Here is a 16,165-nt window from a genome sequence, read left to right as displayed (position 1 = left end):
TCTCCCGGGGGGGGGGGGGGGGCCCGCGCCCCCCCTCTATAAGCTCTCTCTCTCCCCCCCCCCCCGCTACTGAGGCGCGGCCCCCCCCCCCCCCCCCCGCTTCTGTCTGTTCGGGCCGCGGCCGCGGGTAGCCCGACGTTTGCGGGCGTGCTTCCGTGATCTTCTGGTCTCGGGATTGTCACGAGACGTGGTTTGTCACGGTGTCGTATGCCGTACAGAACTTTCGAGCGCAAGCACCCTTTGGTGTTGTGTGGGACACATACCGACCGTTCGGGTCTGGATTTCCGGTGCCGCGGTCGCCGGATGATGCGTTGTCGCCGTGTGTCATTCGGACGCCGTATGAATCACGCGCCGAAGCAGGGGGAGTCGCGGCCTCATTAGTGTCCGCGGATCCACCGGGCTCGGGCGGTAAAGGGGTCTTGCGCAGGGGATTCGACGGTCGCCTTCCCGATCCGCGCATCGGGTGTCGTTGGCGTTCTCGGTGCGGCCGGGCCGGCGTCCGTCCGTGCCCGAGTCTGCGACCCCTGGCGCGGAGCCGAGGTGCCGAGTGTGTGTTGCCGTGCATTAGCAAGGGGTTGTGTCGCTGATCACTTTTGGTTGAAAACCTCGAGACCTGCGACGTTACCTGGTTGTGACCTTCTTGCTGCGTGATGGTGACCCGCGATGGACGGACGTCCTCGCCGGAACGCCTGCGGCAGGTTCGCCAGGCCGATCGTCTCTCCCGGCCGACAACCCGGAGCACATCCATGTACGTCTCACACTCGCGCCATGTTCGCGCTGCCATTGCCGCCGCCGCACTGATCACCGCAGGCACCTCCGTCATGGGCCTCGGGGCCACCGCGGTCGCCAACGCCGACACCGCCATCGCGGCAGGCCCCTCGATCTCCGCGCCCGCGCGGTACCTCGAGGGCGGCACCCTGTTCTCGACGATCGGTTTCGAGGCGCTGCCCAAGCCGGAGTCGGCCTCGGCGGAATCGGCGACCGACACCCCGGCCGACGCAGCGGCGTCCGACGGCTCGGCCACGGGTGCCTTCGCGGCCCTGAGTGCGTTCGTGACGGATTCCGCCGCCGAGACCGAACCCGCGACCGAGTCGGCGGCCGAGCCCGCGGCCGAACCCGCGCCGGAGCCCGCGCCCGCCCCGCCTGCCGGCGTCACCCCGGAGGACCTGGCCCGGATCGTGCCCGGCATCGCCGCCGAGAAGATCGCCGCATACATCGCCCCGCTCAACGAGGCGATGGCGCGCAGCGGTATCGATAACCCGGTCCGGCAGGCGGCCTTCATTGCGCAGCTCGCCGTCGAGTCCGACTCGTTCCGTACCTTCGAGGAGTACGCCTCCGGCCGTGCCTACGAGGGTCGCGCCGACCTCGGCAACACTCAGCCGGGCGACGGTGAGCGCTACAAGGGGCGCGGTGCCATTCAGATCACCGGCCGCCACAACTACGAGAAGGTGAGCGAGTACACCGGTGTTGACTTCATCGCGCACCCCGAACTGCTCGCAGCGCCGGAGAACGCCTTCACCACCGCGGCCTGGTACTGGACGTCCCGCAACCTGAACCAGGTGGCGGACACCGCGGGCATCGTGCGGGTGTCCGAGCTCGTCAACGGCGGCCACCACGCGCTCTCCCGCCGCATCGCGGACTTCCAGCGCGGTCTGGACGTGCTGATCCGCCCGTAGCGGTCGGCGCCGGGATGTGCGGGCGGCCCGGTCCGTTTGTTGTTACCGTCGCGGTGTGAGCCACGACATCCGGTATTCGGCTGCGGCGCGGGACAGGCCGGTGACCCAGCGATGACCCTCGAGCTCCCCTCGCACACCAGGGTTCTCGTCGTCGGTGCCGGGTTCGGCGGCCTGACGGTCGCTGCTGGCCTGGTCCGGGACGGTCAGGCGGATGATGTCCTCGTCATCGAGCGGGCAGGTGAGGTCGGCGGAACCTGGCGCCAGAATACGTATCCCGGCTGCGCGTGCGACGTCCCGACCACGCTGTACTCCCTGTCGTTCGCGCCGAGTCCGGACTGGAGCCACACCTTCGCGGAACAGCCCGAGATCTTCGACTATCTCAAGGAGGTTGCGACACGCACCGGTGTCCGAGCTCGCACCGTTGTTGATTGTGAACTCCTGGAAGCGAACTGGGATGATCGGGCCGCGGTGTGGCGGGTCCGGACCAGTCGGGGTGACCTCACCGCCGACGTGGTGGTCGCCGCAACCGGCGCGCTCTCGGCGCCGAACATCCCGGCCATCGCCGGTTTGGAGTCGTTCCGCGGCACCGTGTTTCACTCGGCGTCGTGGAATCACGACCATGACCTGACCGGGGAGCGGATCGCGGTGGTCGGCACCGGCGCGTCCGCGGTGCAGTTCGTCCCCCGGATCGTCGACCGGGTCCGGCGGGTGACCGTCTTTCAGCGCACCGCGTCCTGGGTGATACCCCGGACCAATCGAAGGCGCGGGGCGACGGAAAAGCGGGTGTATCGACGGTTTCCGTTGACGCAGAAAATGTCTCGCGGACTCGTCTACCTTCAGCGGGAGGGGTACGTCGTCGTCTTCGCGTACCTGACCTGGCTGCTGCCGCTGTTCGCGTTGGTCGCACGGGGGTATTTGCGGAGGCAGGTATCGGACCCGGTGCTGCGGCGGAACCTCACGCCGTCGTTCACGATCGGGTGCAAGCGGATGCTCCTCTCCAACGACTGGCTAGCGACCCTGGATCGGGACGACGTCGATGTCGTGGCCTCCGGATTGACGAGGGTGACTCCTACCGGGGTGATCGGGGAGGACGGCGTCGAGCGTGCGGTGGACACCATCATTTTCGGCACCGGGTTCACCCCCACCGAACCGCCGGTAGCCCGCCGTGTCCGCGGCACCGACGGCCGAACCCTCGCGGAGCACTGGGACGGCAGCCCCAGCGCGCATCGGGGCATGACGGTGCACGGCTTCCCGAACCTGTTCCTCATGTACGGACCGAACACCAACCTCGGCCACAGTTCGATCGTGTACATGCTCGAGAGCCAGGCCGCCTACGTCACGGCGGCACTGGCGCACATGGCGGCGGCCGGGCTCGTGTCGGTCGACGTGTCGGCCCTGGCGCAGGACGAGTACAGCGGCCGAATGGAGGCGGCGCTTCGGTCGACGGTGTGGAACCGGGGCGGCTGCGCCAGCTGGTATCTGGATTCCCGTGGCCGGAATTCGGTGATGTGGCCGACGTTCACCTGGCGGTACCGGTCGCGGCTGCGACGCTTCGATGCCGAGAACTATCGAACCGTCGCCCGAGCTCGGACCGACGCACCCGCCTGACGGCCGAGATCCGCGTGGCCGCGGGTGTTTGCCCAGCTCACCGGGGGTTGTCTGGGATCGCTCACAATCATGCACGACAATTTTCGGATTCCGTGTAACGCTCCGCTGCGGGACCTCGATAGTCAGGTCGTCCCGCGTTGCAGCCAGACCCCCGACCCGGTTGCAGCGCGGGACACTCGCGTGTCGCACCCGTGCCGGGACCTCTGCCGTCGGGGTACCCGGTCCGGCCGCGCTACCCTGGAGGGTCGAAGCGGGTCCTGGCCCAGCAGAACGACACTACCGGGAGGACCGCACGATGACCGGCGGAATCGGCAAGCACTCGGGTGCGGAGCGTGGATCGGGGCTGCCCGACGGGGAGACACCCGATTCGGTGCACCCCGACGGTGACGTGCCCGGCCCTCCGCTCCCGTCCGACGGCGAACCCACCGCGGAGCCGTCCGCCGACCCGCGCGATGCCCGCGGCAGCGGCGATGCGACCGGACCGGCGGACGTCGATCCGGAGCCCCCCACCGAGCACATCCGCCCCGAGGACGTCCCGACCACGGTGCTGCCGAAGATGACTCCCGGCGCGTCCCCGGGTGCCGCCACACCCCCGCCGGTGCAGCCCGCCGCCACCCCGGTCGCCGTGCCGCCGCCCCCGCCCGCCACCACCCCGCCCTCCTCCACCTCGCCGCAGGCACCCCCGACGTCGGCCGCGGCTCCCGATCCGGACACGGACACCCGGCGCAGGCGCCGCCTCGTGATCGGCGCCGCCGCCGGGGTCCTCGCGGTGGGTGTTGCCGGGTACATCGCCGATGTCGCGCTCTCCTCGGACCAGGTCCCGCGGGGTGTGACGGTGGCCGGGGTGGACATCGGCGGAATGTCACCGGACGAGGCCGAGTCCGTTCTGCGTACCGAGCTCGACCCGCGCCTCGGCAGCCCGGTCGTGGTCCGGGCCGGCGACGTGACCACCGAACTCGTTCCCGCCGAGGCCGGTCTCGGTGTCGACTGGGACGCCACCCTCGACCGTGCGGGGGACCAACCGCTCAATCCGATCACCCGGCTGGCATCCCTGTTCACGCATCGTGAGGTCGGGGTCGCCGCCACCCGTGACGACGGCGCCCTCGCGGCGGCGGTCGAGGGGCTGCGCACCCGAACCGACCGCGCGCCCGTCGAGGGCTCGGTCGTGTTCGAGGGCGCAACACCCGTCGCGGTGTCCCCCCGGCAGGGGCAGACGCTCGATGCGCCCGGTGCCGCGGAGGCGCTCGCCGACGGGTGGGCGGCCGCCGACGGTGTCGAGGTCCCCGTGACCGTCGACCCCGTCTCGGTCACCCAGTCCGGTGTCGACCGGGCACTGCGCGAGGTCGCGATGCCTGCGGCAGCAACGGATCTGGTGGTCGCGGGGCGCGACGGCGGGCAGGCGGTGCTCCCACGGGACCGGATTGGATCGGTGCTGTCGTTCACCCCGGACGGCGACGGCGGTCTCAGCCCGCACTTCGACGTGGACGCGGCGATCGGGGTGCTCGGGCCGCAGTTGGCCGCCACCGAGATCCAGCCGAAGGACGCGTCGTTCACGCTGTCCGGTGGGGCGCCGAAGGTGGTGCCCGCGGTGACCGGCGAGACGATCGAGTGGCACAAGACGCTCGAGTCGCTGCCCGCCGGGTTCTCCGACGCGGGCCGCGGCGGCCTCGACGCCGTGTACGAGCCGAAACAGCCCGCGCTGACGACCGAGGCCGCGAACAAGCTCGGCATCACCGAGGTGATTGCCGAGTACACGACCGGTGGCTTCGAGTACGCGTCCGGGGTGAACATCCGGTTGGCAGCCGCCGAGATCGATGGCGCACTGGTTCAGCCGGGAAAGACGTTCTCGCTCAACGATTACACCGGACCGCGTGGCAGCGCGGAGGGCTACGTTTCCTCCGGAATCATCAACAACGGCCGCCCGGACACCGCGGTGGGCGGCGGCATCAGTCAGCTCGCGACCACGCTGTACAACGCCGCCTACTTTGCCGGCATGGAGGACGCCGGGCACACCGAGCACAGCTACTACATTTCCCGCTACCCGGAGGCGCGGGAGGCGACGGTGTACGAGGGGGCGATCGACCTGCGGTTCACCAACGACACCGACACCGGTGTGCTCATCGAGACGATCGGGACGAACTCCGACATCACGGTCCGGCTGTGGGGAACCAAGACGGTCGACGTCGAGTCGATCACCGGCGACCGGTACGCATACACGTCGCCGAACACGGTCACGCTGCCCGCCGGGTCCGGCTGCATCGCGTCGTCGGGTGCGCAGGGGTTCACCACCTCGGACACCCGCGTCATCACCGACCGTGCGTCCGGGCGGGAGTTGTCCCGCAACACCCGGACCGTGAAGTACGACCCGGTGCCGATCGTCCGCTGCATCAGCCCGGAGCCCCCGCCTGCGCCTGCTGACGCGGCTGCGCCTGCTGCGCCGCCCGCCTCGGCGGAGGATGCCCCGTCCGCATCGGCAGGCGAGGCGGAGGGCGAGTGACCGGATAGCCCCCGGATCCAGCAGGGAATGCGGCGAGGCCGCACACCGGAATCCGGTGTGCGGCCTCGTTTCGGGAGCCGATCTGCGCCGTCAGAAGGCGGCTTCGTCCATCTCCATCAGGTCGTTGTCCACGTTGGCGACGATGCCGCGGGACGCGGTGAGCTCGGGCAGGACGTTCTTCGCGAAGAAGGACGCGGTCGCGACCTTGCCCTCGTAGAACGGCTTGTCCTTGTCGGAGGCGCCCGCGTCCAGCTTGCCGAGCGCGATCTCCGCCGCCTCGAGCAGCTGCCAGCCGACCAGGAGGTCGCCCACCGACATCAGGAAGCGAACCGAACCGAGGCCGACCTTGTACAGCTCGGTCGGCTGCTCCTGGGCGCCCATCAGGAAGCCGGTCAGGGTCGCGACCATCGCCTGCACGTCCTCGAGTGCGGTGGCGAGCAGCGCGCGCTCGGTCTTGAGCCGGTTGTCGCCGTCCTCGCGGTCGAGGAACTTCTTCACCTGGCCCGCCACGTGCGCCAGCGCGACGCCGCGGTCGCGGGCGATCTTCCGGAAGAAGAAGTCCTGCGCCTGGATCGCGGTGGTGCCCTCGTACAGCGAGTCGATCTTCGCGTCCCGGATGTACTGCTCGATCGGGTAGTCCTGCAGGAAGCCGGAGCCGCCGAGGGTCTGCAGCGAATCGGTCAGGTACTGGTACGCGCGCTCGGAGCCGACGCCCTTGACGATCGGCAGCAGCAGGTCGTTGACCCGGTGCACGAGGTCGCCCTCGGCGCCGGAGACGTGCTTGGCGACCTCGACGTCCTGGTGCGCCGCGGTGTACAGGTACACCGCGCGCAGGCCCTCCGCGTACGCCTTCTGCATCGCCAGCGCCCGGCGCACGTCCGGGTGGTGGGTGATGGTCACGCGCGGCGCGGCCTTGTCGGTCATCTGGGTCAGGTCGGCGCCCTGGACGCGCTGCTTGGCGTAGTCGAGGGCGTTGAGGTAGCCGGTGGACAGGGTGGAGATCGCCTTGGTGCCGACCATCATGCGGGCATGCTCGATGACGTCGAACATCTGCGCGATGCCGTTGTGCACCTCGCCGACCAGCCAGCCCTTGGCGGGCACGCCGTGGCCGCCGAAGGTGAGCTCGCAGGTCGCCGACGCCTTGAGGCCCATCTTGTGCTCGACATTGGTGACGAAGGCGCCGTTGCGCTCGCCGAGCTCGTTCTTCTCGAAGTCGAAGTGGAACTTCGGCACGAAGAACAGCGACAGGCCCTTGGTGCCGGGTCCCGCGCCCTCCGGGCGGGCGAGGACCAGGTGGAAGATGTTCTCGAACAGGTCGTCGGAGGTGGCGGAGGTGATGAACCGCTTGACGCCCTCGATGTGCCAGGAGCCGTCGTCCTGCTTGATCGCCTTGGTGCGGCCCGCGCCGACATCGGAGCCCGCGTCCGGCTCGGTGAGCACCATCGTGGCGCCCCAGCCGCGCTCGACGCAGGTGGCCGCCCACTGCTTCTGTTCGTCGGTGCCGTTGGTGAACAGCACGTTCGCGAAGGACGGGCCCGCCTGGTACATGAAGGCGGCGGGCTGCGCGCCGAGCATCATCTCGGAGATCGCCCACACCACGGAGCGGGGGACCGGCACGCCACCGATCTCCTCGTCGAGGCCCATCCGGTACCACTCGGCGTCCCACATCGCCTTGAAGGACTTCTTGAACGACTCGGGCAGGGTCGCCTCGTGGGTCTCCGGATCGAAGACCGGCGGGTTCCGGTCGGCGTCGGCGTATGCCTCGCCGAGCGGGCCCTCGGCCAGCCGTGCGACCTCGCTGAGCATGTTCCTGATGGTGTCGGCGTCGAGGTCGCCCCAGGTGCCCTCGCTCAGCGGCTTCTCGAGGTCGAGTACCTCGAAGAGGTTGAACTCCAGGTCACGAACGTTGCTCTTGTAATGCCCCATGTCTTCTTATCTCCCTGAGATGGTGCGGTCCAGCCCCTGGTGATGCCCACGTTCTGGCCTTGTTCAGTCTTCGTCGAGGTACCGCCCCGCGTTCCCGCGGTACGGCTACTCGTCAGTAACTTAGCCGATGTTACTCGCGATTCAGTTAGGTGCCAACAGGACCGCGAAAACCGACGACCAGGGCCTGTCGGGGGTCCGCGTCCGAGGCCGGGTCGCCGTCGCGGCCGGGGTGGTCGGCGAGCGTCAGTGTCGCCGTCGTGATGGTCAGATGGCCCGCGAGGTCGTTCGCGAGTTCCTCTGGGGTGCAACCGGAGTCGGTGATCGACGGGGATCGCTCCGGCTCGAGCGCCAGCAGGGTTCCGCCCGGGCGGAGGGCGGTGGCGGCCCGGGACAGGACCCGTCGGCGTGATTCCGCCGACAGCGGCAGGTGGCAGGCGAGGACGAGGTCGTACGCCTGCGGGACCGCGAGGTCCGTCACGTCGGCATGCACCCAGGTCACGCGGTCGCGGCTCGCGCGGGGGAGCGCAGCAGCGGAGCGCACCGCGCGCGTCAGCGCGGCCGTGGAGAAGTCCACCGCCGTCACCTCCCAGGCGCGCAGGGCCAACCACAGCGTGTGCCTCCCGGTGCCGCAGCCCAGGTCGAGGGCCCGGCCTGCGGCCAGCGCCGCCACGTGCTCCACCACCGCCGCATCCGGCACCGAACCGAACGGCGATTCGCCCCGCTCGTGCCGGCGATCCCACGCGTCTGCATCCATGTCGCGACGGTAGCGGGCCGGAGGCGTCTCCCCCCGTCAGCGGTGCAGGGTGGTGCGCAGGAGCAGGACGTTGTAATTCGAGTGCACCGTCGTCAGGAAGTACAGGTCCGGGCCGCTCGACCACGGGTGCATGTAGGCGCCGTAGGCGGTGGGCAGCTCCCGCGCCTCGAGCAGCACCTCGGGCGGCCCCCACGGTCCGGTCGGGGACGGTGACCGGCGCATCACCACCGAGTTGGCGTTGTCGGTGGTGAGCATCAGGTACTGGCCGAGGAACTGGTTGTACTGCACCGACAGCTCGCCGACCCCGCCGAAGACGATCGGTGCTGCGGCGCCGACGTCGCCCCTCTTCCACTCCCCGCCGTTCCAGTACTCGTACGCGCCGAGGTCGCGGATCTGCTTCTCCGGCACCCGCGCGACATAGACCAACCCGCCGCGTCCGGGCGGGGTTCCGTACTGGTAGACGTACCCGCCGTCCTTAATGAAGGCGCTCATCTGGAAGTTCCGGTTGCCGTCGACGTTCGGCCTGCTCGTCTCCGGCGCATCGACCCAGTTCTCGCCGTTGTCGGTGGAGACCGCGAGGCGGGAGAAGTTCGTCTCCCACTTGCCAGGCTCGCCCCAGTGGTTCACCGACATCAGCGACATGTACTGGACGCCGTCGACCGCGACGCCTGCCGTCGGGATCCGGCTGATCTCGACGTACGGGATCTTCGGGCTCGGCACCAGTTCCTTCGCCTGCCCGAGCAGGTCACGCGGCGTGCTGTCGAACGTCATGCCGTCGGCGAGGTTGCGATCGGCACTGCGATAGAGGGCGTTCGACCGCCACGACCACAGGCTCCCGTTCAGCAGGTTCGGGATGCCGAGCCCCGCGGAATCCCCGAACGCGGTGAGGATCTCGCCGTTCCCGTTGTCCCACATGATGCCGAGATCGGTGCCGAGGACGTTGGTGTCCTGGGTACGGTTCGCGCTGAGCAGCCCGGTGGCCTGGGCAACCGCGCTGGTGCGGCCCCGGAGGTCGGGGAGGGCGGTGGTGCCGTTCAGGCCAGGGATCGGATTGACCGTGTTGGGGTTCGCGGCGGCAGGCGCGGCGACCGCCAGTGCGGCCGCGACCGCCAGTACCCCGGCCCGGACGACTGGTCGTCCCGTGGATCCCCGCCCGCCCGATCGGAGCCAACCCGGTACCCGTTCACCCATGTCGCGTTCACCCTTCGACCGTCGCTGTACTTGCGCTGTGGAAACCCGTGTGCAAGAAACTGTCGTGCGGTAGAGCGTGGGGCAGGCGTCGCGCCCCGACCCATGTGACCGGACGTCCCATGTGACGAAGGGATCGTCGGGTGACGATGCTAGTGACCGATCGGACACTCTGCCGGGATATGTGGGGCGGGAGTTGTCGCGTGTTGCTGATGTGGCGGATCTGCCAGCGCATTGGTCGGTTTCGCGCCTGCGGGGCGGGTCGCGGTGATAAGAACCGCCTGTGTCGACGTGAGTGGACCGTCCAGTCCGTAGTGGACGTCGCGGCCCGGTCAGGTCGGCACAGTACGGTGTCAGACGAGGAGTTCGTGGTTTCGCCCGAGCATCCGAGACGAAGCAAGGAGAACAAGGTCAATGGGTGCAGCGATCACGAACACCACGGAGCTTCGGCCCTCCGCGATCCTCGGGCTCGGTGTGTACCGTCCCGAGCGGGTCGTGACCAACGAGGAGATCTGCGAGCAGATCGACTCCACCGACGAGTGGATCCAGTCCCGCTCCGGCATCCGGACCCGCCGCTTCGCGGGCCCGCACGAGAGCGTGCTGCAGATGTCCATCGCGGCAGGCCGCAAGGCGCTCGAGGCCGCGGGCCTGACCGGTGAGCAGATCGGCACCGTCATCGTCGCCACCTCCACCTACCCGGTGCAGACTCCCGCCTGTTCGGCGCTCGTCGCCGAGGAACTGGGCACCGGAGGCGCTGGCGCGATCGACATCGCCGCGGGCTGCGCCGGTTTCTGCTACGCGCTCGGCGTTGCGTCCGACCTCGTCCGCGCAGGCACCGAGGAGCACGTGCTGGTCATCGGTGTCGAGCGGATGAGCGACTCCACCGAGCCGACCGACCGCAGCGTGCGGTTCATCTTCGGTGACGGCGCGGGCGCGGTCGTCGTCGGTCGCAGCGAGGAGACCGGCATCGGCCCCGTCGTGTGGGGGTCCGACGGCGCGCAGGGCCGGGCGATCCGGCAGGAGCCGGACTGGGTCGACTTCGCAACCAACCCGGAGCAGAAGCGGCCCTGGATCATCATGGAGGGCACCTCCGTGTTCCGCTGGGCCGCGTTCGAGATGGGCAAGGTCGCCCAGCGGACCCTCGACACCACCGGCCTCACCGTCGACGACATCGACGCGTTCGTCCCGCACCAGGCCAACGCCCGGATCACCGAGGTCATCGCCCGCAGCATGAACCTGCCCGAGACCGTCGCCGTCTCCAACGACATCGCCGAGACCGGCAACACCTCCGCCGCGTCGATCCCGCTGGCGATGGAGGAGATGCTGCGTACCGGCAAGGCGAAGCCGGGCGACACCACCCTGCTGCTCGCGTTCGGCGCGGGCCTCGCCTATGCAGGCCAGGTCGTCACGATGCCGGTGCTCGCCAGCTGACCGGCCGAACCCCGACCGCGAAGGCGTCGCCCCTCATCGGGCGGCGCCTTCGCCGGTTTCCCGGCCGGGATCGGTGGGGGGTCCCGCGGCATCCGCCTCGACCGCCGCGAGGCAGTCGGCGAGGAACTCGATCGGCACCCGCGGCCACGTCGGATCCCACGCCTCGGCCTGGGCGGCCGCCTGCAACGCCGTCAGCCCGGTCACCGCGGCCGTCCCGCCGTCGATCAGATAGCGCACCATCGAGTGCGGCGCGCATGTCGCGGCCACCTCCGCCAGCACCCGCACCGACTCGTCGGCGCGCCCGGCCGCGAACAGGCACCCGGTGAGCAGTCGCTGCGCCTGCAGCCGGGCCCTGGCGCGGCCGCCGCCGGCCAGCCGGTCCACCCACGCCTGCGCGATATCGCAGGCACGCGCGGTATTGGCCGCGGTCCCGGTGCGGGCGAGCAGTCGGGCGGTTGTCGCGTCCTCGAGCTGGGCGGTGATCTCGGCGCTGCCGTCGGTGACCGCGTCGACCGCGGGGAGCGTCGGATACCGCGGCGCCCGTGTGCGGGTGGTGATCGGGAAGCCGAGCCGGATCCGTTCGTTGTCGATCCGGGCCCGAAGCCGCGGAAGGTCGAGCGCATCGGCGGCACGGGCACCCTCCGCGAGCCGCGTCGCTGCCGCCCTCGGGTCGCCGCGCCGGACCTTGATCCTGGCGCCGATCACGTAGCGGCTGATCATGAAGTCGACGATCCCGCCCTCCCCGCCGAGCTGGAATCCCTCGTCGAGCAGTTCCTCCGCCTCGGCGAGCTGGTTCCGCTCGTACAGCAGGTTCCCGAGCAGCGCCGCGGCCAGCCGCGCCGAGTGGGACCGGGCCCCGGACTGTTCACTCGCCACCCGCAGCGCCCGCCGGAACCACACCTCCGCGGACTCGAGCTCGAGCTGCTCGCTCTCGGCGATCCCCACCATGCAGTACGAGTACATCGTCGCGAACGACCCGCTCATCGCCTCGTGGTACGGCGTGGCCCATTCCTGCCAGCGGACCGCATCGGGGAAGTCGAACCGGTACAGCGCGGCGAACAGTTGGGTGTTCGCTGCGGCGGCAACCACCCACGGGCTGTGCCGCTCCGGATGGGCCAGGCAGGCCAGCGAGTGGCGTTCAATGCCGTCCGGGTGGTCGGAGAATGCGGCGATCACCCCCTCGAGCACATCCGACTCGACGGACAGCGCCGGATCCGGTGCCGCGTCCAGCGCCGCGCGCGCCCTGGCCAGCGCGCGGCGACTCTGCCCCGGTCGTTGCAGCAGGACATCGGCCCACCCGAGCATCAGTTGCAGTCGCGGCCGGGCGGACACGGTCGGCGGCGGCAGCTTGTCGACCAAACCGAGCAGGGTTGTCATCCGGGAATGCTCGATCAGGTAGGTGCCGTCCCGCTCCACGAGCGTCACCGCGAGCTCGGGATCGCCCGCCCGGACGGCGTGGTCGACGGCCTCGCTGAGCAGGTGGTGCCCGGCGAACCATTCCGAGGCGATCCGGTGCAGGCGCGCGACCCGATCGGGGTGGTCGCGGGCGAGGCGTCGGCGCAGGTACGTGGCGAACAGGTGGTGGTACCGGTACCAGGTGTCGGCGCCGCCACCGGTCGGGAGGGACGCGTCGGAATCGCCGAGCCGCAGCAGGAACAAGTCCCTCGCCGCGACCTGGTCGAGACGGGACCGCCCGTCCGGGACGCCCGCGAGCGCCGAGGCCAGTGCTCCGGTGATCCGTTCGGTCACCGAGGTGGCGAGCAGGAAGTCGAGCAGGTCGGGTTCGAGGGTGCTCAGGACGTTCTCGGCGAGGAATTCGCCGACCGCGGGGTGCTCGGCGAGATGCCCGATCAGTTCGTCGGGGTGTTCCTCGTTGCGCAGCGACAGCGACGCCAACTGGAGGGCGGCCACCCACCCCTCGGTGGACCGGCACAGGTCCACCACCTCGTCCGGGGTCAGGGTCAGCCCGCCGAGCTCGACCAGCAACGCCGCTGATTCGGACTCCACGAATCGCAATGCCGCCGAATCTATTTCGACCAGCTCGTCGAGTACGCGCATGCGGCCGAGTGGCAGGCCTGCGGTGGTGCGGCTGGTGACGACGACCTGGAGGTGGTGACAACCGTTGGTGAGCAGGTAGGCCAATGCGGAGTGCGACTCGGTGCCGCCGACCCGGTGCCAGTCGTCGATGACGAGCACCAGCTGCTCCCGTGCGTCATGGATCCGGTTGATCAAGGTGGTCAGCACGAACGCCTCGGCGTCGCGGCCGTGGTCCTCGAGCGCCTGGCCGAGTTCCTCGCTCAGGTGCGGGGCGGCCCGGCCGATTGCCTCGATCAGGTGCGCGAGGAACCAGGCGACGTTGTCGTCGTCCGGTGCAACCGTCAGCCAGGCGACCGTCACGCCCGCGTCGTGCAGCGTCCCGCTCCACTGCGCGGCGAGGGTGCTCTTGCCGAATCCGGCCGGACCGTGAATGAGGGTGAGCCGCCGCCGTTCCCCGGCGCGGAGTCGGTCGATCAGCCGCGTGCGGGTGACCAGAACACGGCCGATGACCGGCGGCCGGAACCGGGTGGCGGGCACCGGCGGCGTTGGCCGCCGGGTCAGGGTGTGCGGGACGTCGCCGCCCGACCGGAGCGGTCCGGTGCGGCGCGGTGCCGCCGAGATCCGGGTGTCCTCGGGTGATCCGGCACCCGACGTTGGTGCAGGAAGGGCCATCTCGACCGTGCCGAGGCCGTGCCGGACCGCGAGGTCCTGGAGCAGTGCGCCGAACGCGGCGGCGGACGGCGGTCGGGCGTCGGGGTCCGGCGCCATCGCGGACTCGATGGCCGCGCACACGTCGGCGGGGACGTCGCCGCCTGCCAGGTCGGGCGCCGGTTGGCTGGTGATCCGCAGGAACTGGGCGACGACCTGCTCGCCATTGCGGCGCTCGAACGCCGCATGCCCTGTCAGCGCGCAGAACAGGGTGGCCCCGAGGCTGTAGACGTCGGAGCGGACGCTCGGTGAGCGCCCCTCGAGGACCTCGGGGGCGGTGTAGGCGGGCGACCCGGTGATCTGCCCGGTCGCGGTCTCGAAGCCGCCGGTGGTGCGGGCGATGCCGAAGTCGGTCAGTTGGGGTTCGCCGTACTCGGTGAGCAGGATGTTCGCCGGCTTCACATCGCGGTGCAGGGTCCCGGAGCGGTGCGCCGTCTCCAGCGCGCCCGCCATCTTCGCGCCGAGTGCAAGCACGTCGGGCCAGTCCAGCGGGCCCGCGCGGCGGATCGACTCCTGCAGCGAGTTGTGCCGGTGATACGGCATCACGATGTACGGCCGCCCCGACCGGGTGGTCCCGACCTGGAGGATGTTGCAGATGTGCGGGTGCCCGGACACCGCTCCCATCGCGCGCTGCTCCCGCAGGAAGCGTTCGCGGCTGTCGTCGTCGAGCTCGCCGCTGAGGACCTTGACGGCGACGGTGCGGCCTAGGGCGGGCTGCCTGCACCGATACACCACGCCGAAGCCGCCGCGGCCGATCTCCTCGCCGTCGACGAAGCCCGCGGCTGCGAGGTCGCCCGCCACACCGGTGGGAGCCGTGCGGTCGGGGCGCTGCGGCTCAGGCATCGGGGCCCGTGCTTCGGTCCGGCCCCGGTGCGCGTGTTCTCGTCACCATGGATCACCTCGCGGCGCAGTCGAGAACCCCAGAATAATCCCGTGCCGGACCCCGGAGAACGCCGAAGGGCGCCTCCGCCGTGCGGAGACGCCCTTCGGGAAGCGAGGTTCGCTCAGATGGCGCGGACGCCGGTGGCCTGCGGGCCCTTCTGGCCCTGGCCGATCTCGAACTCCACGCGTGCGCCCTCGTCGAGGGTCTTGAAGCCGTTGGTCTGGATCTCGGAGTAGTGGACGAAGACGTCGGGTCCGTCACCGTCCTGCTCGATGAATCCGAATCCCTTTTCCGCGTTGAACCACTTGACGGTGCCTTGTGCCACTTTTTTGCTCCTGTTACTGCGAGCCTGCCCTCAGGACGAGGTGCGGGTCTCGGGTACAGCGTGCCAGCTGGCGCCGCTCCTGTCGACGCCGGGTCTATACTTCCCGGTCTTTCGGCGCGTCGCGGGCCTTGCCCCGGTCGCGGCTCCCGCGAAGGATCGAGGGTGCAGAGGCCTGGTCGCCGGCCGGGCCCGCGTGAGGAGAGGGCGATGTTCATTCAAGTGATTCAGGGTCGGGTCGGCGACCAGGCGGGGCTGCAGCGGTGCCTGGACCGATGGAACGACGACCTGGCAGCGGGCGCGGCCGGGTATCTCGGCTCGACGAGCGGGACCTGCGCGGACGGCACCTTCATCTGCCTGGTCCGGTTCGCGTCGCCGGACGCGGCCAGACGCAATGCGGAACGACCGGAGCAGGGGGCGTGGTGGGCCGCGGCGGAGCGCTGCTTCGACGGGCAGGTGACGGTGATGGACTGCGCGGAGGTCACCGAATGGATGGGCGGCGGCTCGGACACCGCCGGCTTCGTCCAGGTGTTGGAGGGGCACACCAGCGACCCGCACCGGATGGTGGACCTGATGTCGCGGGTCGGTGACCGTGTGCACGACCTGCGCCCGGAGATCGTCGGCGGGACGCTGTGCAGCGACGGCGGGGACGGATATGTGGAGGCGGTGTACTTCACCTCCGAGTCGGCCGCGCGGCTGCACGAGAGCGTCGAGGTGCCCGACGACCTGCGGTCGCTGTTCGAGGAGGAGACCGAATTGATGGGGGAGGTTTCGTACTACGACATGCGCGCGCCGATGCTCGTTTCGGCGCGCGGGACGCGGTGATCGGAACCCGCGTCGGGTGGCGTCAATGTGCGACCTCGGTTTGCCGTTATTGGCGACCGAGGTCGTCTACTGTCGGTCGCTGCCAGCGGTTCCGTGTCCGTCATGGGATAACAATTCACACCTAGTTACCTATGAGGCCGCGGGGTAGTGTGGCCCCGAATCGAGTCGTACACACCCCTGAAAGCGAAGTCGAGAGGTACTCCAATCGTGACCACCGTCCAGGAGCCGGCCGCGACCGCGGCCCCCGATATCCACACCACCGCGGGCAAGCTCGCGGACCTGCACCGCCGTCAGGCCGAGGCACACTTCC

10 protein-coding genes are annotated in these 16,165 nt (G+C 70.0%); 5 read left to right on the top strand and 5 right to left on the bottom strand.

Annotation, left to right across the window (positions count from 1 at the left end):
- The first annotated feature begins 746 nt into the window (after positions 1-746).
- From ACFWPA_RS17715 to ACFWPA_RS17705, 3 genes are all read left to right on the top strand, one after another.
- Positions 747-1,676, top strand: coding sequence for a glycoside hydrolase family 19 protein (locus ACFWPA_RS17715; protein ID WP_378571267.1), 930 nt, complete (start codon positions 747-749; stop codon positions 1,674-1,676).
- Between the two features lie 111 nt (positions 1,677-1,787).
- Positions 1,788-3,284, top strand: coding sequence for a flavin-containing monooxygenase (locus ACFWPA_RS17710; RefSeq protein WP_378571265.1), 1,497 nt, complete (start codon positions 1,788-1,790; stop codon positions 3,282-3,284).
- A 295-nt stretch (positions 3,285-3,579) separates the two neighbouring features.
- Positions 3,580-5,781, top strand: coding sequence for a VanW family protein (locus ACFWPA_RS17705; protein ID WP_378571262.1), 2,202 nt, complete (start codon positions 3,580-3,582; stop codon positions 5,779-5,781).
- A 90-nt stretch (positions 5,782-5,871) separates the two neighbouring features.
- Here ACFWPA_RS17705 and ACFWPA_RS17700 read toward each other — a convergent pair whose 3' ends face one another.
- From ACFWPA_RS17700 to ACFWPA_RS17690, 3 genes are all read right to left on the bottom strand, one after another.
- Entirely contained in the window at positions 5,872-7,707 is a 1,836-nt protein-coding gene (locus tag ACFWPA_RS17700) for an acyl-CoA dehydrogenase (RefSeq protein WP_378571260.1), read from the bottom strand.
- Between the two features lie 145 nt (positions 7,708-7,852).
- Positions 7,853-8,461, bottom strand: a complete 609-nt coding sequence (locus ACFWPA_RS17695; protein ID WP_378571258.1) for a class I SAM-dependent methyltransferase — start codon at positions 8,459-8,461, stop codon at positions 7,853-7,855.
- Between the two features lie 36 nt (positions 8,462-8,497).
- Positions 8,498-9,652, bottom strand: coding sequence for a DUF4185 domain-containing protein (locus tag ACFWPA_RS17690; protein ID WP_378571256.1), 1,155 nt, complete (start codon positions 9,650-9,652; stop codon positions 8,498-8,500).
- Between the two features lie 411 nt (positions 9,653-10,063).
- Between ACFWPA_RS17690 and ACFWPA_RS17685 the strand changes: the two genes are divergently transcribed.
- Positions 10,064-11,080: a beta-ketoacyl-ACP synthase III gene (locus ACFWPA_RS17685; RefSeq protein WP_378509115.1), complete on the top strand. Its 1,017-nt coding sequence runs from the start codon at positions 10,064-10,066 to the stop codon at positions 11,078-11,080.
- Positions 11,081-11,113: 33 nt separating this feature from the next.
- Here ACFWPA_RS17685 and ACFWPA_RS17680 read toward each other — a convergent pair whose 3' ends face one another.
- Both ACFWPA_RS17680 and ACFWPA_RS17675 read right to left on the bottom strand, forming a co-directional pair.
- Positions 11,114-14,668 carry a protein kinase gene (locus tag ACFWPA_RS17680; protein WP_378571254.1) on the bottom strand — a complete coding sequence of 1,185 codons (3,555 nt, stop codon included), beginning with the start codon at positions 14,666-14,668 and terminating at the stop codon, positions 11,114-11,116.
- Between the two features lie 161 nt (positions 14,669-14,829).
- Entirely contained in the window at positions 14,830-15,033 is a 204-nt protein-coding gene (locus ACFWPA_RS17675; RefSeq protein ID WP_137875094.1) for a cold-shock protein, read from the bottom strand.
- A gap of 207 nt (positions 15,034-15,240) precedes the next feature.
- Between ACFWPA_RS17675 and ACFWPA_RS17670 the strand changes: the two genes are divergently transcribed.
- Positions 15,241-15,855, top strand: a complete 615-nt coding sequence (locus tag ACFWPA_RS17670; protein ID WP_378509113.1) for a hypothetical protein — start codon at positions 15,241-15,243, stop codon at positions 15,853-15,855.
- Positions 15,856-16,165: the final 310 nt, after the last annotated feature.

This window comes from Rhodococcus sp. NPDC058505, assembly GCF_042720095.1.
GTDB lineage: Bacteria > Actinomycetota > Actinomycetes > Mycobacteriales > Mycobacteriaceae > Rhodococcus_G.
Note: the sequence above shows the minus strand (reverse complement) of the source record. Positions and strands in the feature narration are given on the sequence as shown.